19 protein-coding genes and 1 tRNA gene are annotated in these 18,069 nt (G+C 69.5%); 8 read left to right on the top strand and 12 right to left on the bottom strand.

What is annotated here, in order from left to right; all coding sequences use genetic code 11:
• Positions 1–96: 96 nt before the first annotated feature.
• The 6 genes from CLV43_RS01200 to CLV43_RS01175 all read right to left on the bottom strand — a co-directional run bounded on the left by CLV43_RS01200 (position 97) and on the right by CLV43_RS01175 (position 6,329).
• A complete protein-coding gene (locus CLV43_RS01200; RefSeq protein WP_106185080.1) occupies positions 97–1,686 on the bottom strand; it encodes a solute symporter family protein in 1,590 nt (529 codons plus the stop codon).
• A complete protein-coding gene (locus CLV43_RS01195) occupies positions 1,683–2,036 on the bottom strand; it encodes a DUF485 domain-containing protein (protein WP_106185079.1) in 354 nt (117 codons plus the stop codon). The genes CLV43_RS01200 and CLV43_RS01195 overlap by 4 nt, the downstream gene beginning before the upstream one ends.
• 265 nt (positions 2,037–2,301) lie before the next feature.
• Entirely contained in the window at positions 2,302–4,104 is a 1,803-nt protein-coding gene (locus CLV43_RS01190; protein ID WP_106185078.1) for a sodium/solute symporter, read from the bottom strand.
• Position 4,105: 1 nt separating this feature from the next.
• Positions 4,106–4,555: a hypothetical protein gene (locus tag CLV43_RS01185; RefSeq protein WP_211304190.1), complete on the bottom strand. Its 450-nt coding sequence runs from the start codon at positions 4,553–4,555 to the stop codon at positions 4,106–4,108.
• A complete protein-coding gene (locus CLV43_RS01180) occupies positions 4,552–5,388 on the bottom strand; it encodes a LytR/AlgR family response regulator transcription factor (protein WP_106185077.1) in 837 nt (278 codons plus the stop codon). Before CLV43_RS01180 ends, CLV43_RS01185 begins: the two co-directional genes overlap by 4 nt.
• 71 nt (positions 5,389–5,459) lie before the next feature.
• Positions 5,460–6,329: a S49 family peptidase gene (locus CLV43_RS01175; protein ID WP_106185076.1), complete on the bottom strand. Its 870-nt coding sequence runs from the start codon at positions 6,327–6,329 to the stop codon at positions 5,460–5,462.
• A gap of 77 nt (positions 6,330–6,406) precedes the next feature.
• Here CLV43_RS01175 and CLV43_RS47560 point away from each other — a divergent pair, with 77 nt between their 5' ends.
• Positions 6,407–6,574 (top strand): hypothetical protein, encoded by a 168-nt coding sequence (locus CLV43_RS47560; protein ID WP_170155659.1) that lies wholly within the window; start codon positions 6,407–6,409, stop codon positions 6,572–6,574.
• 32 nt (positions 6,575–6,606) lie between these two features.
• Here CLV43_RS47560 and CLV43_RS01170 read toward each other — a convergent pair whose 3' ends face one another.
• Both CLV43_RS01170 and CLV43_RS01165 read right to left on the bottom strand, forming a co-directional pair.
• Entirely contained in the window at positions 6,607–7,986 is a 1,380-nt protein-coding gene (locus tag CLV43_RS01170) for a hypothetical protein (RefSeq protein WP_106185075.1), read from the bottom strand.
• Entirely contained in the window at positions 7,983–8,948 is a 966-nt protein-coding gene (locus tag CLV43_RS01165) for an RNA polymerase sigma factor (RefSeq protein ID WP_146174604.1), read from the bottom strand. Before CLV43_RS01165 ends, CLV43_RS01170 begins: the two co-directional genes overlap by 4 nt.
• A 152-nt stretch (positions 8,949–9,100) precedes the next feature.
• On the opposite strand from CLV43_RS01165, the gene CLV43_RS01160 reads away from it, so the two are divergent.
• Positions 9,101–9,301, top strand: coding sequence for a hypothetical protein (locus tag CLV43_RS01160; protein ID WP_106185073.1), 201 nt, complete (start codon positions 9,101–9,103; stop codon positions 9,299–9,301).
• A 145-nt stretch (positions 9,302–9,446) separates the two neighbouring features.
• Here the strand turns inward: CLV43_RS01160 and CLV43_RS01155 are convergent, their stop codons facing one another.
• Positions 9,447–10,706: a sensor histidine kinase gene (locus tag CLV43_RS01155; protein ID WP_106185072.1), complete on the bottom strand. Its 1,260-nt coding sequence runs from the start codon at positions 10,704–10,706 to the stop codon at positions 9,447–9,449.
• 105 nt (positions 10,707–10,811) lie between these two features.
• Here CLV43_RS01155 and CLV43_RS01150 point away from each other — a divergent pair, with 105 nt between their 5' ends.
• From CLV43_RS01150 to CLV43_RS01135, 4 genes are read left to right on the top strand one after another with little or no spacing between them, the layout of a single operon-like run.
• Positions 10,812–11,552 carry a (Fe-S)-binding protein gene (locus CLV43_RS01150; protein WP_106185071.1) on the top strand — a complete coding sequence of 247 codons (741 nt, stop codon included), beginning with the start codon at positions 10,812–10,814 and terminating at the stop codon, positions 11,550–11,552.
• Positions 11,531–12,961 carry a LutB/LldF family L-lactate oxidation iron-sulfur protein gene (locus CLV43_RS01145; protein ID WP_106185070.1) on the top strand — a complete coding sequence of 477 codons (1,431 nt, stop codon included), beginning with the start codon at positions 11,531–11,533 and terminating at the stop codon, positions 12,959–12,961. The genes CLV43_RS01150 and CLV43_RS01145 overlap by 22 nt, the downstream gene beginning before the upstream one ends.
• Complete coding sequence (locus tag CLV43_RS01140; protein ID WP_106185069.1) at positions 12,954–13,556, top strand: LutC/YkgG family protein; 603 nt, start codon at positions 12,954–12,956, stop codon at positions 13,554–13,556. The genes CLV43_RS01145 and CLV43_RS01140 overlap by 8 nt, the downstream gene beginning before the upstream one ends.
• A gap of 23 nt (positions 13,557–13,579) precedes the next feature.
• Positions 13,580–13,789: a hypervirulence associated TUDOR domain-containing protein gene (locus CLV43_RS01135; RefSeq protein WP_106185068.1), complete on the top strand. Its 210-nt coding sequence runs from the start codon at positions 13,580–13,582 to the stop codon at positions 13,787–13,789.
• A gap of 695 nt (positions 13,790–14,484) precedes the next feature.
• Here the strand turns inward: CLV43_RS01135 and CLV43_RS01130 are convergent.
• The 3 genes from CLV43_RS01130 to CLV43_RS01120 form a co-directional block, all read right to left on the bottom strand.
• Positions 14,485–15,348, bottom strand: a complete 864-nt coding sequence (locus tag CLV43_RS01130; protein WP_106185067.1) for an Fpg/Nei family DNA glycosylase — start codon at positions 15,346–15,348, stop codon at positions 14,485–14,487.
• A 27-nt stretch (positions 15,349–15,375) separates the two neighbouring features.
• Positions 15,376–15,813 (bottom strand): DUF983 domain-containing protein, encoded by a 438-nt coding sequence (locus tag CLV43_RS01125; protein WP_106185066.1) that lies wholly within the window; start codon positions 15,811–15,813, stop codon positions 15,376–15,378.
• A 105-nt stretch (positions 15,814–15,918) separates the two neighbouring features.
• Entirely contained in the window at positions 15,919–17,325 is a 1,407-nt protein-coding gene (locus CLV43_RS01120; protein ID WP_106185065.1) for a sigma-70 family RNA polymerase sigma factor, read from the bottom strand.
• 226 nt (positions 17,326–17,551) lie between these two features.
• Here CLV43_RS01120 and CLV43_RS01115 point away from each other — a divergent pair, with 226 nt between their 5' ends.
• Positions 17,552–17,950 (top strand): DUF7674 family protein, encoded by a 399-nt coding sequence (locus CLV43_RS01115; protein WP_106185064.1) that lies wholly within the window; start codon positions 17,552–17,554, stop codon positions 17,948–17,950.
• Positions 17,951–17,988: 38 nt separating this feature from the next.
• Positions 17,989–18,061, top strand: a tRNA-Gly gene (locus CLV43_RS01110).
• The last annotated feature ends 8 nt before the right edge of the window (positions 18,062–18,069 follow it).

Genomic DNA, 18,069 nt, shown 5'->3' with positions numbered 1-18,069 from the left:
GGTTCCGGCGTCGGAGGGGTGCGCCGGGAACCCGCGACCGCGAGAGCCCCCACCGGAGGATCTCGGTGGGGGCTCTCGCGGTCGTCTCGCGCGTGCCTAGTGGACGGTCGCCTTCTCGGCGCCGACGCCGGTGAGGGCGCGCACCTCCATCTCGGCGTACTTGCCGGGGTCCTTCTCCTTCGACAGCACCGTGCCGAGGTAGCCCAGCAGGAACGAGACCGGGATGGACACGATGCCGGGGTTCGACAGCGGGAAGACGTCGAAGTCGGCGGTCGGGAACATCGAGGTCGCCTTGCCGGACACCGCGGGCGACAGCACGATCAGCAGGATCGTCAGCGACAGGCCGCCGTAGATGCTCCAGAGCGCGCCCGCGGTGTTGAACCGCTTCCAGAACAGGGAGTAGAGGATCGTCGGCAGGTTCGCGGACGCGGCGACCGCGAACGCGAGCGCGACGAGGAACGCGATGTTCTGGCCGTTGGCCGCGATGCCGCCGCCGATGGCCACGACGCCGATCACCACCGCGGTGATGCGGGCGACCCTCACCTCCGCGTTCTTGTCCTCCAGCTTCCCCTTCTTGATGATGTTCGCGTAGATGTCGTGCGCGAACGACGCCGACGCGGTGATCGTCAGACCGGCCACCACCGCGAGGATCGTGGCGAACGCGACCGCGGCGATCAGGCCGAGCAGGACCGGGCCGCCGAGGGCCTCGGCGAGCAGCGGAGCCGCCGAGTTCACCTTGCCGGGTGCCGCGTTGATCTTGTCCGGGCCCACCAGCGCACCGGCGCCGTAGCCGAGGACCAGCGTGAACAGGTAGAAGATGCCGATCAGCCAGATCGCCCACACCACGGAGCGGCGGGCTTCCTTCGCGGTCGGGACCGTGTAGAAGCGCATCAGGATGTGCGGGAGACCGGCGGTGCCGAGCACCAGCGCGAGGCCCAGCGACAGGAAGTCGAGCTTCGAGGTGCCGGTCGCGCCGTACTGGAGGCCGGGGCCGAGGATCTTCTCGCCCGCCTTCGGGGCGTTGTCCACGGCCGCGCCGAGCAGCGCGGACAGGTTGAAGCCGTACTTGCCGAGCACCCAGAGGGTCATCACGCCGGCGCCGATGATCAGCAGCACGGCCTTGATGATCTGCACCCAGGTGGTGCCCTTCATGCCGCCGATCAGCACGTACGCGATCATCAGCCCGCCGACCACGGCGATGACGAGCGCCTGGCCGCCCTTGCCGGTGATGCCGAGCAGCAGGGCCACGAGGCCACCGGCGCCCGCCATCTGGGCCAGCAGGTAGAAGAAGGACACGGCCATCGTCGACGTCGCGGCCGCGGCGCGCACCGGGCGCTGCCGCATCCGGAACGCGAGCACGTCGCCCATCGTGTACTTGCCGGTGTTGCGGAGCAGTTCCGCGACCAGCAGCAGCGCGACGAGCCAGGCCACCAGGAAGCCGATGGAGTAGAGGAAGCCGTCGTAGCCGTTGACCGCGATGGCACCCGCGATGCCCAGGAACGAGGCCGCCGACAGGTAGTCGCCCGCGATGGCGATGCCGTTCTGCGGGCCGGTGAACGCACGGCCCGCCGCGAGGTAGTCGGCGGCGGTCTTCTGGTTGCGGCTCGCCCGGATGACGACGACCAGCGTGATCGCGACGAAGACGGCGAAGATGCTGATGTTCAGCACCGCGTTGTTGTTGTTCACGCGTGGCCACCTTCGAGCTTGGTGCGGATCTGCTCGGCCGCCGGGTCGAGGTTCTTGTTGGCGTGGCGCACGTACAGCGTCGTGATCGCGAACGTCGACACGAACTGGAGGAGGCCGAAGATCAGGCCGACGTTGATGTTGCCGAGGACCTTGGTCGACATGAAGCCGTGCGCGTAGTCCGCCAGCAGGACGTAGAGCAGGTACCAGACCAGGAAGAGGCCCGCCATCGGGAACACGAAGCTGCGCAGCCTGCGACGCAGCTCGACGAACTCGGGGCTGTTCTGGACCTCGACCCAGTTGTGTTCGTCAACGGGATTCGTCTCAGCCGGGGGGTGCTCAGCAGTGCTCACAGTCCCCTCCTCGCATGCGTGTCGTAGGTGTCAGCAACGTGACGGGCACGTAATGCCTCCTGAGTGCTTTCAGGTACGCGGTGCACCGTAGAGACGCGCGGCTACTCGGAGTAAGACCCCGATGGGGGCATTGCGCCCAGCAGTCGAGTGATGCGATGAGCGGTACAGACGCCGAGGTGAAGTGCCCTTTAGCGGACAAACCTCACCGTTAACCAGATCGATACACGACGGTTCACCCGTTCGAGACTTTCGTCACCTTCGGGCGTTACGCGAGCGGACGGTAGGGGCCCGCGCCGCGGTGCTTCGCGTCCAGCCGCGCCCGCTCCTCGACCGACCCGAACCTGGCCACGTCCCGGTCGCGGATGAAGCCCAGCGGGTCCGGGGCGTGCAGGCGCAGCAGGATCTGGCTCACGTCGTCCGGGCGGCGGCGGCTCGTGCCCTTGCTCACGACGATCATCGTGATGAACGCGACCGGCACCGTCACCAGCGCCGGCTGCGACGCCACCGACGGCGCCCAGTGCCCGGTGTAGCTGCTGATCACGGTCGTGATCTGGGACAGGATCACCAGACCACCCCCCGCGACGAGGCCGCACACCGCGCCCACCCAGGTGAGACCGCGCCACCAGATGCCCAGCACCAGCATCGGGCAGAACGTGGACGCGGCCAGCGCGAACGACATCGCCACCGTGAGCGACGCGTCGCCGCGCGGCAGGACCAGCGCGAGCCCGATCGCGACCGCGCCGGTCAGCACCGTCGCCCACCGGAAGTCCCGCACCTTGCCCGGCAGGATGTCCGTCGACACCACCCCCGCCACGCTCACCACCAGGCCCGACGACGTCGACAGGAACGCGGCGAACGCGCCCGCCGCCACGATCGCGCCGAGGATCTGGCCGCCGAGGTTGGGCATCATCGTGTTCGGCAGCATCAGCACGGCGGCGTCCGTCTTGCCGGTGACCAGCAGCTGCGGCAGGAACTGGCGCGACACCACGCCCAGCACGGTGGGGAAGATGTAGAACAGGCCGAGCAGGTACAGCACGTGCAGCGCCGTCCGGCGGGCCGCCGTGCCGTCCGGGTTCGTGTAGAAGCGGACCAGCACGTGCGGCAGGCCCATGGTGCCGAGGAACGTCGCGAAGATCAGCGAGTACGTCTCGAACAGGCCGGAAAGCCCGTTCTGCTGCGGTTTCAGCCAGCTCTCGTTCGTGTTCGGCGCCCCGTCGACGACCGGGACCGCCGTGCCCGCCCTGACGCTCAGCGTCGTCTCGGCGCCGAGCGTGTACAGCCCCTTGTTCCAGAGCACCATGCCGTCGACGGCCGTGCCGTTCACGACGCCGTCGACCTCCAGGTTCATCCCCTCCGGGACCTGGACCCGCACGGGCTCGCTGGTGGTGAAGGTGATGTCCTTGGTGAACCGCAGCAGCCCGCCGTCGTCGATCCGCTGCGCGCCGGTGTTCGGGCCCGCCAGGAACACGGTGAACAGGATGAACGTCGGCGCGGCGATCGCGAACAGCTTGCCCCAGTACTGGAAGGCCTGCACCAGCGTGATCGCGCGCATCCCGCCGCCGAGCACGTTGATCACCACGATGGCCGTGACGACCGCGCCGCCCAGCCACGCGGGCAGGCCGGTGATCGTGTTCAGCGTCAGGCCCGCGCTCTGCAGCTGCGGCACCAGGTACAGCACGCCGATGCACACCACGAAGAACGTGCAGACGTGTCGCAGACCCGCCGACCCCAGCCGGGCCTCGGCGAAGTCGGGCAGCGTGTACGCGCCGGACCGGCGCAGCGGCGCGGCGACGAACAGCATCAGCGCCAGGTAGCCGGCCGTGAAGCCGATCGGGTACCAGAGGGCGTCGATGCCGTCCTTGAGCACCAGGCCCGCGACCCCGAGGAACGACGCCGCGGACAGGTACTCGCCGGAGATCGCGGCGGCGTTGCGGGTCGACGGCACCGCGCGGCGGGCGACCAGGAAGTCGGGGGTGGTGTTCGCGCGCCGGGACCCCACGAAGCCGAGCAGGAACGTGACGACCGCGACCACCACGACACCGGTCAGGCTCCACAGGTCCTTGGTCATGTCAGCGGTCGACCATGTTCACGAAGTCGCGCTCGTGGCGCTCGGCGGTGCGGCGGAACCAGTACCCGATGCCGTAGAAGGCCGGGAACGGCAGCAGGGCGAGCATGATCCACGGCAGCCGGACGCCCGCGAGCTGCACCTCGGAGACCGCGGGGACCCACAGGAACAGCGCGGGCATCGCGCACAGGACCAGCAACGTGCCCGCGCCCAGCAGGAACGCCGTCCGCAGCTGGGTGTTGATCAGGTCGCGGACCAGCTTCTCCCCGACGCTGGTCTGCTCCTCGAGCTCGATGATCGTGCGCATCGCCCGACCACGGCCCTTGCTGTCGGCCAGCACCACCCGGCGCCGCCGCTGCTTGCGGCCCGACACCGCCAACCAGGCGTCCCGCTCACCCGGCTGCGGCTGGTCCGGTTGACCCGGAGGACCCGACCCCATGTCGTTCCTCGTCATCCCCAACTGCTCTTCGGAGGACGCACGATGCGCTCCTTCAGCTCGCGCGTGTGCCTTCGGCTCACCGGCAGCTCCTTCGCGTCCGCACCGCTGCCGATGACGACCGCGTAGCCGTTCGACGTCATCCGCAGCTCGCTGACCAGGGGCAGCGCCACCAGGTACGAGCGGTGGATGCGGACGAAGCCCGCGTTGGCCCAGCGCTCCTCGAGCTGCGCCAGCGGGATCCGCACCAGGTGGCTGCCCTCGGCGGTGTGCAGGCGAGCGTAGTCGCCCTGCGCCTCGACGAACCGGACGGTGGCGCGCGGCACGAGCTTGATCGTGCCGCCGAGCTCGACCGGGATGACCTCCTCGTCGGTCGGCTCGACGTAGGCGGGCTGGCTCTCCGGGGCGACGGCGGGCGTCTGGTTGACCCGGTCGACCACCCGCGCGATCGCCTTGTTCACCCGGTCGTCGTTGATCGGCTTCGTGACGAAGTCCAGGGCTCCGACCTCGAACGCCACCACGGCCTCCGAGTGCTCCACGCCGGTCACGAAGACCAGCGCGGGCGGCGCGCGGAAGGCGTTCAGCACCCTGGCGAGGTCGGTGCCGCTGAGTCCGGGCATGTTGATGTCCGCGAAGACCGCGTCCACCGGAGGACGCCCGTCCTTCGACCGCTGCATCACTTCCTCGTCGTAGTCGCCGCGCAGTATGCGCAGCGCCTCGGCGGCGTCGAAGGCGGTCAGCACACGGCGGATGTGCGGGCTGCTCTCCAGCAGGAACTTGATCTCGCTCAGACCGGGCGCCTCGTCGTCCACCGCCAGGACGAGGAGGCCGGCGTTGTCATGGGTACTCACTGTGTGCGCATCTTGCCCATCCGCGAGGGGTCGTGTCTACGCCACCGACCGGCCGTTGGAGAACCTTGATCTCACAATCCGAATCGCGACCAGCGAGCACGTTCCTCCAGCGCGGCCAGACCGTCGAGCACGAAGTCCCCCGATCGGGTGGTCGCGCCGGACAGCCCGAGCTTCGCCAGCAGGTTCTTCTTGGGTTCGGCGATGCTGATCTCGGCGTCCGGGAACCGCTCCGCGACCACGCTGCGAACCGTCCCGAGGCCGTCGACCAGCCCCAGTTCGAGCGCCTTCACCCCGGTCCAGACCTCACCGGTGAACAGCTCGTCGTCGGTCGCGGTGAGCTTCCCGCCGCGGCGCTCCTTCACCCAGTCGATGAACTGGCCGTGCAGCTGCAGGTGCAGCCCCTTCAGCCACTCCACGTCCTCCGGCTTCTCCGGCTGGAACGGGTCGAGCCGCACCTTGTTCGCCCCGGCCGTGTACACCCGCCGCTCGACGCCGTACTTCGCGATCAGCCCGTTCAGCCCGAAACCCGCGCTGACCACGCCGATCGACCCGACCATGGACGTCCCGTGCGCGTAGATCTCGTCACCCGCGCACGCCAGCCAGTACCCGCCCGAGGCGGCCAGGTCCTCGCAGAACGCGAGCACCGGCACCTTCTTCTTCGCCGCCAGCTCCCGGATCCGCTCCGCCACCAGCGCCGACTGCGTCGGCGCCCCACCGGGCGAGTTGATCAGCAGCGCCACCGCGACCAGCCGATCGTGGTCGAACGCGCGGGTCAGCGCGGTCTCCAGGTTCTGCAGGCTGATCGAGTTGCGGGCCACCGGCGTCGGCGTCGGGGTGATCACGCCGTGCAACCGCACGGCGGCGACGACCGGCGGGCGCTCGCCCCGGTCGCCGACGATCTTGGGAAGACGCGCCGCGATCTTGTCCGTCACGCTGCTCATGGCTCCGACCCTACGTGCGGCGACCGGGAGTTCGCGCGGGTTAGCATCGGGAACCGGCTACCTACCGCGAGGTCACCATGACGTTCAACCCGCTCCGCTGGCTGGAGCGCTACGTCGAGTGGTGGGACGAGCGGGGACGGCAGAACGCCGACGGGCCGAAGCCGATGAGCGTGTACTGGATGTGGATCGCGTGGTGCGTGTGCGCGGTCATGGTCGTGATGACACTGGTCGTCGCCACCTGGTGAGGACCACCGGTCCTCGTCCAGCCGCGTCCCCATCACCTCCGCCCCGATCTGATCAGGTTCATCAGCACGACGTGCCCGGCCTTGCGCGGCACCAGCCGCCCCTCGACGTTCCTGCTCACCCACCTCGTGATCACGTCGGCCTGATCCGTGTCCATCTCGACGGCCGTGGACATGGCGATGAGCCTGGCGCACTGCTCGGAGGTGAACGAAGTCGTGTGCAGGAGTCTCAGCACCACGTCGCCCCGGTCGCAGTCCGGTTTGTCCAACAGCCACCGCTGGAAGGTGTCCTTGCCGCAATCGGTGAGCTGGTAGCGGGTCTTCAGCGGACTCGCGTAGATCCTCCCGGTCGGGTGGATCAGCCCGGACCTGGACAGCACGTGCAGCTCTTGGCACACACCGGCACGAGTCAGGTCCGGCAAACCGAGGCGCAACCGACCGGACGCCACCAGGAGCGTGTGGTTCTTGGGCCCTTCGTGCAGAAGCCCCAACAAGGCGCCGGACAACGCGGATATCGAACTGGTCGTCCGAGCGGGTTGCCCGGTGGAGGGATCAGCCGGAGCAGACCTCCCCGTCGACCAGCGCCTCACGAACTGCTCGATGACCTCGACCAGATCGTCGAGCGTGTCCCTTTTCACTACAGGTGGTAACCCGGCCTGATCCCGCCGCCACCAGCGCACCGGCCGGTGCGCGCACCCACGTGCCCTGGACGCCAGTCGGTGCCCCCATGATGTTCCGCTCTGCACCACCTCGTTCTCCTGGTCCAAGAGCGAGCACAGTTCAGCCGCCGGCCGTTCACCCACGTGATCTCGCGTCAACGGCAGGTGCCCCCAGTCCATCCCGTCGATCACGTCGGAACACCGGAGGTGATCGGCGACCTCGTCGGCGATACCGCTGCGACCAGCCGCGCTGCTGGCGAGCAGCACCAAGATCGTGGTGTGACCGCAAGCGCTTCGGAACGCGATGTCCAGGATCGACCGGGCCACGTCCCTGCGCACGTAGGCGAACACCTCGGTACCCGCCAGGTACATCAGCATCGCCGCCCTGGTCCTCCCATCGCCCAGACCGCTGCTGACGAAAACCGGCCTGGACGGTGGGTTCACCGGCACCCCGTCGTCGGCCGGCTTGCCGCCGGGTGCTTCCGACTCGTTCGGCAACGCGGTCGACCGCACCAGGTCGAGCAGGATGTCGTCGACATCCGAGTCGGCCTCCAGTCCGCCGCCTCCGAGGTCACGGGCCTCCACCTGGTTCTGCATCGATTCGGCGATCTCCTCCTGAGTCATCGCCTGGACGGCCAAGGAGTTCGGAGTACCGAGGCTGGACTGCTCCAGCAAGCTGTCGAACATGTCGTCGAAGTCGTCAGGCGGGGGCTGGAGGGCGGCGCGATGCATGTCGTTGCCGCTGTAGAAGGTCATCGGGCCCGCCCCTCGTCCTCGAAATCGTTCGAAATGATCGGTGGTGAAAGCTTTCCCCGCTGGGTGTGCAACCGGCGCTCAAGTGCCTTCGGCGTCAAGCCCACCTCGACGGCCGCGGCGGCCTGCGTCATGCCACCCATGTGCAGGACGAGCGCCTCCCGGACCTGCTCGTCAGCGATCCTCGGCCAGGTACGAGCGGCCTGGTCGCGAACCGCGACCAGGGTCGCGATGTCCAAGCCGGTGTCGGGGAGGGCGTTGACCAGCTCGGAGGTGTCGTCCACCACGTCGGCCTCGAAGCGCGGAGCGGAACGGATGAAGGCCTCGTCGAGCTGCTTCTTCTTCCACCTGTCGTTGCACACCTTGCTGAAGCAGCACACGCAGGCGCCCACGAAGTAGGTGGTCAGCGCGGCACCGCGGCGGTGGTCCCACTTGCGCTTGCGCAGGGCGTAGTCGCGGAAGAAGTCGACACCCAGGACGATCGAGTCGACCACCGCGTCCTCGCGCTCGGCACGACTCCACTCCGAGGCGGCCTGGGCGGCGGGCGGGTCGATCCGGGTCCGGTACCTCAGGCACTCGCGGAAGATCGCCCCGCTGTGCACCCACGAGCCGATGACCGGGTACGCGTAGCTCATCAGCCTCTGGGACAGCTTGCGGAACGCTTTGTCGAAACGCACCCCTTCGAAGCCGGTCGACTCCAGCAACTCGACCAGCCGCCTATCGGCGTCCAGTTGCGCGACCTGCTCCGAGTCGACGAGCTTGACCGCCCGTTCGCCCAGCAGGAACTCCTCGGTGCGGCCCACCACTTCACTGGTGGACATCCCGTTCAGGGCCTCGCCTAACTCCTCGTCCGACAACATCTGCAAATGGGGTGCGGTTTCGCCGTCTCCGGGGGTACCCGGCTGCTGATCTCGGGTCATGATCTCTCCCCTGGGATGCGGCTGCGGAGGTTGACCGGCGGTCATGTCCCAGGTTCTAGGCGCCCTGAAAGCGCCTCCCCCCACTCGATTTCAAGATTTTCTCGAGCGGCAGTCCAGTCGTGCGAATTGGGGGGGGATCCGGCATTCCGGCCCTAGAACCCATGGGCACCCCACCCGACGCCCCGAGGAGCCGCCGCATGCCCAGGCCGCCGAAGAACGATGACGAGTCCAGCCACTTCAGCGTGCGCACGACCCTGCTCGTGCTGATCAGCGGAATCTGCGCGGTGAGCGGGGGCTGGCTGTTCCACGCGGGCACCCAGTCGGTCCCGCTGGCCGTGCTCGCAGGAGCGGGCGCCTTCGTGGCGAGCTGGACGTTCTTCGACAACCTCATCCGCTAGCGGCTGCGGAAGAAGCCCGCGGCGGATCGGAACCCGCCGTCGAGAAGCTGGGGAGGCGGCACATCCTGCCGCCCCTCCCGGAACAACGGGCGGACGCCAGTCGCTCCACCGGGCCCACGGCCATACCGAGCGAACTGCCTGCGGGTCAGGCGCGGATGACCGGCTGCTCGCTGGTGTCCTCCATGGAGGGCTGCACCAGGGTGAGGTTGGTGCGGACGCCGCGGCTGTACTTGGGGATCTTGAGGATGATCTTCATCCCGGCGTCCGGCGCGGTCTCGACGACCAGGGCGTACTCGTCGCCGAACACGGCGCGCATGCGGTCGTTGATGTTGCCGAGGCCGACGTGGGCGCCGGTCTGGTGGGCGTCCTTGAGGTCGTCGAACAGCCGGTCCGGGTCCATGCCGACGCCGTCGTCCTCGACGCTGATGAGCGCCTCGGCGCCGTTGTCCTCGGCGATGATCGTCAGCAGGCCGCCACCCGGCTTCTTGGCGATGCCGTGCCGGACGGCGTTCTCCACCAGCGGTTGCAGCACCAGGAACGGCAGCACGACCTGGAGCACCTCGGGGGCGATCCGCAGCCGAACGTTGAGGCGGGGGCCGTAGCGGGCCTGCTCGATGGTCAGGTAGCGGTGGATGTTGGTGAGCTCGTCGGCCAGCGTGGTGAAGAAGCCGTCGGTGCGGAACGAGTACCGGGTGAACTCGGCGAACTCCTGGAGCAGTTCACGGGCGTGGGCCGGGTCGGTGCGGATCAGCGACGAGATGGTGTTGAGGGCGTTGTAGACGAAGTGCGGCGAGATCTGCGCGCGCAGCGCCTTCACCTCGGCCTGCGCCAAGGCCTGCCGGGACTTCTGCAGGACCTCCAGCTCCAGCTGCGTCGAGACGAAGCGGGCGGTCTCCTCGGCCATCCGGATCTGGCGCTTGTTCGCCACCCCGCTGATCACGATCAGGGTGCCCGCGACGTCGTTCTCGACGACCAGCGGCACCACGACGGCGCTGTGCAGCGAGCACGGGCCGGGCAGCTCGCAGCCGAGCTTGCGGTGCTCGACGTGCTCCTTGTGACCCTCGGTGATCGCGCGTTCGATGTACTCGCGCAGGAACTCGTAGTGGTCGTTCGCCCCGCCGTCCCACGACAGCAGCGTGCCCTCGTTGTCGGTGATCCCGACCGCGACGCACCTCAGCATCTCGCGCAGGTGGGGGGTGGCCTTGTTCGCGGCCTCCTCCGTCAGTCCTTCGCGCAGGTCGGCGGACGCCTTGGACATGCGGTGCAGCATGTCCATCACGGCGTCCTCGACGGAAGTACTGACCCGGCGAGCACGGCACAGCATCACGAAGAGGCCGAGGACGGCCAAGGTCGCGATGACGCCGAGCACTGTCCGCTCGGCCAACAGGTCACCCACAGGGACCATGCTGTTCCGTCGGGTGCCCTCTCGGCAAGGGCCTCAGGTCCTCAACGCCCGTACGGTCCACCGGTTCGGGTAGACATCCGATGACCTAGCGGCAAAAGTGGCGGAGTGCAGAAGGCCGTCGTTGAGTCGCCCAAAGTCGCGTTGTTCGCCACCTGCGTCACCGACACGCTGTACCCGGCCACCGCGCGAGCGGTCGTCACCCTCCTGGAGCGGCTCGGCTGTTCGGTGGAGTTCCCGCTGGACCAGACGTGCTGCGGGCAGATGCACTTCAACACCGGCTACCCCGACCACGCGCGCGGGCTCGCGGGCTCGTACGAGCGGACGTTCGCGGGCTACGACGCCGTGATCGCGCCCTCCGGGTCGTGCACGGGGATGGTCCGCGACATCCACCCGCAGCTCGGCACGACACCCGCTCCGACCTACGAGCTGTCGGAGTTCCTGGTCGACGTGCTCGGCGTGACGGATGTCGGCGCGTACTTCCCGCACCGCGTGACCTACCACCCGACGTGCCACTCGCTGCGCATGCTCGGCGTCGGCGACAAGCCGTTGTCGCTGCTCAGGGCCGTGCGCGGGCTCGACCTCGTGGCGCTGCCGGACGCCGAGTCGTGCTGCGGGTTCGGCGGGACGTTCGCGTTGAAGAACGCCGACACGTCGACCGCGATGCTGTCCGACAAGATGCGGCACGTGCTGGACACCGGGTCCGAGGTGCTGACCGCGGGCGACAACTCGTGCCTCATGCACATCGGCGGCGGCCTGTCCCGACTCCGCACCGGCGTGCGCACCGTGCACCTGGCCGAGATCCTGGCGAGCACCGAGGAGGACCCGTGGTCACCCGCAACCCGGTGACGTGGCTGGGCAGTCCGAAGTTCCCGGACGCCGCCCGCACCGCGCTCGCCGACACCCAGCTGCGCAGCAACCTGCGCAAGGCCACCGGCACGATCCGCGGCAGGCGCGCGTCGGCGGTCGGGGAGATGACCGACTGGGAGGAGCTGCGGCTGGCGGGCCAGGCGCTCAAGGACGAGGTGCTGACCAACCTCGACGTGTACCTGGAACGGCTGGAGAAGTCGGTCACCGAGCGCGGCGGCGTCGTGCACTGGGCCCGCGACGCGGCCGAGGCGAACGAGATCGTGCTGCGGCTGGTCCGCGAGACCGGGGCCGACGAGGTGGTCAAGGTCAAGTCCATGGCCACCGCCGAGATCGGGCTGAACGAGGCGCTGGAGGCCGGTGGCGTCACCGCGATCGAGACCGACCTGGCCGAGCTCATCGTGCAGCTCGGCAACGACCGGCCGTCGCACATCCTGGTGCCCGCGATCCACCGCAACCGCTCGGAGATCCGCGAGATCTTCCAGCGCGAGATGCCGGACGTGCCCGAGGGCCTGACCGACGAGCCCCGCGTGCTGGCCGAGGCCGCGCGGGCGCACCTGCGGCGCAAGTTCCTCTCGGCGCGCGTCGCGGTCTCCGGGGCGAACTTCGCGGTCGCCGACACCGGGTCCATCGTCGTGCTGGAGTCCGAGGGCAACGGCCGGATGTGCCTCACGCTGCCGGAAACCCTGATCACGGTCATGGGCATCGAGAAGCTCGTGCCGACGTGGGCCGACCTGGAGGTGTTCCTCCAGCTGCTCCCCCGCTCGTCCACGGCCGAGCGGATGAACCCGTACACCTCGGTCTGGACCGGTGTCACGCCCGGCGACGGGCCGCAGGCGTTCCACCTGGTGCTGCTCGACAACGGCCGCACGGCCACGCTCGCCGACACCGTCGGCAGGCAGGCGCTGCGCTGCATCAGGTGCTCGGCCTGCCTCAACGTCTGCCCGGTCTACGAGCGCACCGGCGGCGAGTCCTACGGCTCGGTGTACCCGGGCCCGATCGGCGCGATCCTCACACCGCAGCTGGTGGACGACCCGCACGACAAGCAGGCCGCGTCGCTGCCGTTCGCCTCCTCGCTGTGCGGCGCCTGCTACGAGGTCTGCCCCGTGCGCATCAACATCCCCGAGGTCCTCACCCACCTGCGCGCCTCCTCGGTCACCGCCCGCGGCCGCACCCCCGAGTCCATCGCCATGTCCGCCGCCGCCTGGGTCTTCTCCTCCCCCAGCCGCTACGAACGCGCCCAGAAGCTCGCCTCCTTCGCCCGCCTCCTCGGCCGCAACGGCCGCATCACCCGCCTACCGGGCCCCGGCGCCGCCTGGACGTCGTCCCGCGACGCCCCCGTCCCCCCGAAGCAGTCGTTCCGCGCGTGGTGGAAGGAAAACCGTGGCTGACGCCCGCACCGAAGTCCTCGCCCGCATCCGCTCCGCCCTCGGCGACCGCCCAGCCCCCGTCGTCGTCCCCCGCGCCTACCACCACACCGGCACCGGCTCGTTGGACCTGTTCGCCGAACGCGTCGCCGACTACCGCGCCACCGTGCACCAAGTCCCCGCCGACGACCTGGTCGCGCTGATCGCCTCCCTCCTCGGCACCCGCCGCATCGTCGCCCCCGTCGACCTCCCACCGCCATGGCTGGTCCCCTCGGTGACCTGGCTGCCGGACTCACCACCGTTGGGGATCGACGCACTGGACGGTGCCGACGGCGTCCTGACGGGTTGTGCGGTCGCCATCGCCGACACCGGCACCATCGTCCTCGACGCCGGCACCACCCAAGGCCGCCGAGTACTGACCCTCCTCCCGGACTACCACCTGTGCGTGGTGTTCGCGTCCCAGGTAGCGGCCAGCGTGCCGGAAGCGTTGGCACGCCTGGACCCGGTACGCCCCCTGACCTTCATCAGCGGCCCGTCGGCCACGAGCGACATCGAACTGAACCGCGTGGAGGGCGTGCACGGCCCGCGCACACTGGAAGTGATCATCGTGCGGGACTGACGGGCCCGACCGACACTCAGCCCATGAAAGAAGGCGACAAGGTCTCCTGGTCCAGCCACGGGCAGCGCGTGCAGGGCGAAGTGGTCGAGGAGATCACCGACGACACCGAAGCCGCCGGCCGCACTGTGCGCGCGTCCGAGGACGAGCCGCAGTACCGGGTTCGCAGCGACAAGACCGGCAAGGACGCCGTGCACAAGCCGGACGCACTGCGGAAGAAGTCCTCAGGCAGTTGAGGTCGCGGCGACGTGCACGGTGGCTTCGTAGCGCGCGGCGAGCTTGTCGTAGTGAGTGGCTACCGCGCGGTGGCGCTTGAGTCGGTCGATGCCGCATACCGCTTCACAGGTCGCTCTTCGATCCCTTGGCCCTGCGATGCACGTCCTGGCCGCCTTGATCCCGCAATGACGAAGGTGCTCCCGGTTGGCTTCGGACGTACACGCCTTGTCCACCAAGCACACGGTCCAGGCGGTTCCTGGGCCGACCACCGCGATCGCGGAGTCCACGCTGACATCCCAGGCAAGCAGCCCGTCCGCACCGGCGCCACCGGCTGCGGCGCGGTCAGGATCACCCACCAGACACCGGCGCTGCCCACGTCGAAACAACGCATAAATCGCCGACCAGGCGCCATACCCCTAACAGTCCCCCACCCTCACCGGGGGACGGCCCCGAGGCCAGTCTACCGAGGGTGAAGCCGGATTGGGCGGTGTGGATCTTGCTTGTGGACAACCGGTGGGGTTGTGGACAAGTCGGCACGCCCGGCGGGAGTTGGTCGGTCGGGCAGGGGAAGGTCCGCAGCAGCCAAGACCTCCGGACACGATGGGTGAAGCCTTGGGCTCCTCGGAGTCGGTGTTCAGGTCCGGGATGACGGGACTGGGGCAGCGCAGGGGTTCGGCAACACCTGGACGGGGTGATGATCGCCGAACCGGAAGCGCTACTTCAGCAGCCGTGACATCCGACGGTCCGCCAGGGGTTTGCCGCCGGTTTGGCAGGTTGGGCAGTACTGGAAGTTGCGGTCGGCGAAGGAGACTTCGCGGACGGTGTCGCCGCAGACCGGGCAGGGGAGGCCGGTGCGGGCGTGGACGCGGAGGCCGGAGCGTTTTTCGCCTTTGAGGCGGGCGGCGGATTGGCCGACGGAGCGGGTGACGGCGTCGGTGAGGACGGTGGTGACGGCGTCGTGGAGGCGGTCGAGGGCGTCGTCGGTGAGCTTGCCGGCGGTGGCGTACGGGGAGAGCTTGGCGGCGTGCATGATCTCGTCGGAGTAGGCGTTGCCGATGCCGGCGAGCAGGGTCTGGTCGGTGAGCGCGGTCTTCAGGCGTTCGCCGCGGCCGTCGAACAGCGAGGCCAGGTCGTCGCGGGACAGGCTCAGGGCGTCCGGGCCGAGGCGGGCGATGCTGGGGACCTCGGCCGGGTCGCGGACGATCCAGGCCGCGAGGCCCTTCTTGGTGCCCGCCTCGGTGAGGTCGAAGCCGGGGCCGTCGCCGGGTGGGCCGAGGTGGACGCGCAGGGCTAGCGGGCCGCGGCCGGGTTTGGGCGGGGGTGCGGACAGGGTGTCCGACCAGCGCAGCCAGCCCGCGCGGGCCAGGTGCACGATCAGGTGGATCCCGTCGCAGTCCAGGTCCAGGTGCTTGCCGTGCCTGCCCGCGCCCGTGACGGGGCGGCCGACCAGCGCCGTCCACGGCGGGTCGAACGTCTTCAGCACCTGGAGGGACGCGACGTCCACCCGGTGCACCGTCCGGCCGACGGCGTGTTCGCGCAGGTGGTGGGCCAGCGCCTCGACCTCTGGTAGTTCCGGCACCCGCCCAGTGTCACCCGCGAACGCCGATCAGTCGACCGGTTGCAGCGGCCCCTCGACGTCGGGGAGCGAGTACATCTCGATGTTCCGGGACACCTTGGAGGCCTCCTGGCGCACCGTGAGCACACCGCGGACCTGGCCCATCCACAGCTCCGGCGGCTGCTCGTCCGGCGTCGCCTTCGACTCCGCGACCAGCGTCCACGGCCTGCGCAGCGACCACCTGACCGGGAAGAACAGGAACAGGATGATCAACGCGAGGATCAGCCACGCGGGCACGACGACCTGCTCCGGCGTCCACGACACGAGGATGACGCCCATGACGATGACGATGAGCATCATCATCACGCCGGGGCCCTGGCCACCGCTCACGTCGTGCTCGAAATCGCCGTCCGGGGACGGGTTGCGCCATTCGATCCGGCTGCGCACCGTCCACATCCGGCCGTCCGCACCGCGCACCAGCCGCGTCATCACCGTCTCCTAGGCCTCACGAGCGATCACTCAGCGTGGGACAACGGTACCCGGTGATCGTTGCACCCGACGGGTGAACCACCGGGGCGCCCTCGTGGCAGGGAGTCACGTCGGGCGGTAGGAGCTCAGGTAGGTCGGGCCGCCGGGGTAGGACGGGACGGCGGTCGGTCGGATGATCACCGTGGTGGGCGTCGGCGAACCGCTGGACGGCGACGTGCTCGACGAGCTGTTGAGCGACTTGGTGGACTCGGTCGTGGTGGTCGGCGTCTCCGAGGTGACCCGGACGACGTTGCTCTCGTGGCTCGTCCACGTCGCCTCGGACGCCCCGGTCCCCTCGGTGACCGCGTCCCCGCTGCCCGCGGGCGCGTCGTCGGTGCCCGCGCCCGACTTCTGGTCCGTGGTGGCCGTCGGGCTCCAGCCGCCGACCCGGTTCGGCGGGGGCGGAGGCGCGGCGACCTCCTGGTTGCGCGGCTGCTCGGTGCTCGGCGGCATCGCGACCAGTGCGCCGCTGGGCACGCTCGACGTCGTGGTGGCGCTGGTCGTGATGATCAGCTGCAGGCCGTGCGGCGCGTCCTGGTCGGCCCGGATCAGGCCGGGTCCCGGCGCGTTCGTGAACAGGCCCGCGAGCAGGCTGAACAGGCCGACGGCCGCCGCCGACGCGACCCCTGCGAGCACGAACTTGATCCGACCGCCGAGCAGCGCGGCCTTGCCCGCGACGGCGACCGAGGCGACCTGGGCGCCGACCAGCGCGGTCGCGGCGACCGGGACGCCGAGCATCCCGGCGTGCGCGCGCAACGTGGAGCAGACCTCGGCCAGTTCGGAGTGCAGGGCGTTGCAGCGCGCGCAGGTCTGGAGGTGCTTGCGGATCCGGCGCTGCTCGGCGCCCTGGACGCCACCCGCCGTGTACGCGCCGAGCTTCGACAGCACCGACGAGCACGACTCGGCGCCGTTGTCCTCGGCCAGGTGCGCCTGGAGGTAGGCCGCGCGCAGGCCTTCACGGGCCCGGCGGGCGAGCGCGGACATGGCGTTGGCGCTGAGCCCGAACAGCGGCGCGACCGCGGACGGCCGTTCGCCCTCGACCTCGACCTGCCACAGGACCGTGCGCCAGCGTTCGGGGAGGCTGGTGAACGCGCGGCCGATCAGCGAGTACTCGGCGCGCTGCGCGGTGGCGTCCGCGTACGGCTCGACCCGCCTGTTCAGCTCCTCGTCGTCCACCGGGACGTCACGGCGGCGCCCGCTCCACTCCCACGCCACCCGGCGCGCGACGGTCAGCAGGTACGTGCGGACGTGGTCGGTGGGGCCCGTGCCGCGGCGGATCGCCTGGAGGACCCGGAAGAACGCCTCGGCGGTCAGGTCGTCGGCCTCGGCGGGCTCGCGGACGTGCCGCAGCGAGAACCTCCGCACGGCGTCCGCGTGCCGCGAGAACAGCTCACCGTACGCGGCGTCCTCCCCGGCGCGAACCCTGGCGAGGAGTTCCCGGTCGACCTCGGTGCCGTCAGCGTCCTCGGCCATCCGACCCGACACCTCCCAGCGCCCACGTGCTCCCAGGTCAACATGCCACAAACCGGTCCCGCACCCCGGCCACGCGAGATACCCGGTACTGAATACCAGCCGGTCGTCGTGAGCCATTCGGACGCACCGGATTGCCCTACCGCCGGTGACGACGCGGTCACGGCTCGGCGTCAGGTGACCTCGGGGTCGTCGGAAGCGGGTCCGCGAACCGGTAATCTTCCGCCGTGTGGCCGACTGGCGATCGAAAGCTGCAGCTCTTGTCCCCGAGCTGAGCGCCGTCGTCGACCGCGAGTCGTGGTCGTGCCACGTGTACTTCGGCGAACTGTGGCACCTCGCCCTCGAAGCGCACCGCGCGGGCGACGAGGAGACCCTGCGCCGCGTCTACGGGTTCGCGCTGTGGTGCTTCCAGCAGCCGGAGCAGTTCCTCTCCAACGCGATCATGGTGAGCTTCTACGAGCACGTGTTCGACGACTGGGAGCTGCGCGACGACGTGGCGCACCGGCTGACGCCCGAGGTCGTCGCGAAGGTGCGCCCGCTGTGGGAGTGGCGGTGGTCGACGGAGCGGTTGGCCGAGGTGGACGCGCTGTTCGAGGGTGACGGGACCCCCGGTCGAAACGCGGTTTGAACCTGGGTTATAGTTACCTCGCACCAAAGAACACCGGTGCGGACGTGGCGCAGCTGGTAGCGCATCACCTTGCCAAGGTGAGGGTCGCGAGTTCGAATCTCGTCGTCCGCTCTGCAGCA

Source organism: Umezawaea tangerina, assembly GCF_003002815.1.
Taxonomy (GTDB): Bacteria; Actinomycetota; Actinomycetes; order Mycobacteriales; family Pseudonocardiaceae; genus Umezawaea; species Umezawaea tangerina.
The sequence above is the reverse complement of the archived record's forward strand: the minus strand, read 5'-3'. Positions and strand labels throughout refer to the sequence as shown.

Coding starts and splice junctions, on each gene's coding strand:
- CLV43_RS01190 (WP_106185078.1), bottom strand. CDS start 4,104: ATGACCAAGGACCTGTGGAGCCTGACCGGTGTCGTGGTGGTCGCGGTC.
- CLV43_RS01185 (WP_211304190.1), bottom strand. CDS start 4,555: ATGACGAGGAACGACATGGGGTCGGGTCCTCCGGGTCAACCGGACCAG.
- CLV43_RS01175 (WP_106185076.1), bottom strand. CDS start 6,329: ATGAGCAGCGTGACGGACAAGATCGCGGCGCGTCTTCCCAAGATCGTC.
- CLV43_RS47560 (WP_170155659.1), top strand. CDS start 6,407: ATGACGTTCAACCCGCTCCGCTGGCTGGAGCGCTACGTCGAGTGGTGG.
- CLV43_RS01170 (WP_106185075.1), bottom strand. CDS start 7,986: ATGACCTTCTACAGCGGCAACGACATGCATCGCGCCGCCCTCCAGCCC.
- CLV43_RS01165 (WP_146174604.1), bottom strand. CDS start 8,948: ATGACCGCCGGTCAACCTCCGCAGCCGCATCCCAGGGGAGAGATCATG.
- CLV43_RS01160 (WP_106185073.1), top strand. CDS start 9,101: ATGCCCAGGCCGCCGAAGAACGATGACGAGTCCAGCCACTTCAGCGTG.
- CLV43_RS01155 (WP_106185072.1), bottom strand. CDS start 10,706: ATGGTCCCTGTGGGTGACCTGTTGGCCGAGCGGACAGTGCTCGGCGTC.
- CLV43_RS01135 (WP_106185068.1), top strand. CDS start 13,580: ATGAAAGAAGGCGACAAGGTCTCCTGGTCCAGCCACGGGCAGCGCGTG.
- CLV43_RS01125 (WP_106185066.1), bottom strand. CDS start 15,813: ATGACGCGGCTGGTGCGCGGTGCGGACGGCCGGATGTGGACGGTGCGC.
- CLV43_RS01120 (WP_106185065.1), bottom strand. CDS start 17,325: ATGGCCGAGGACGCTGACGGCACCGAGGTCGACCGGGAACTCCTCGCC.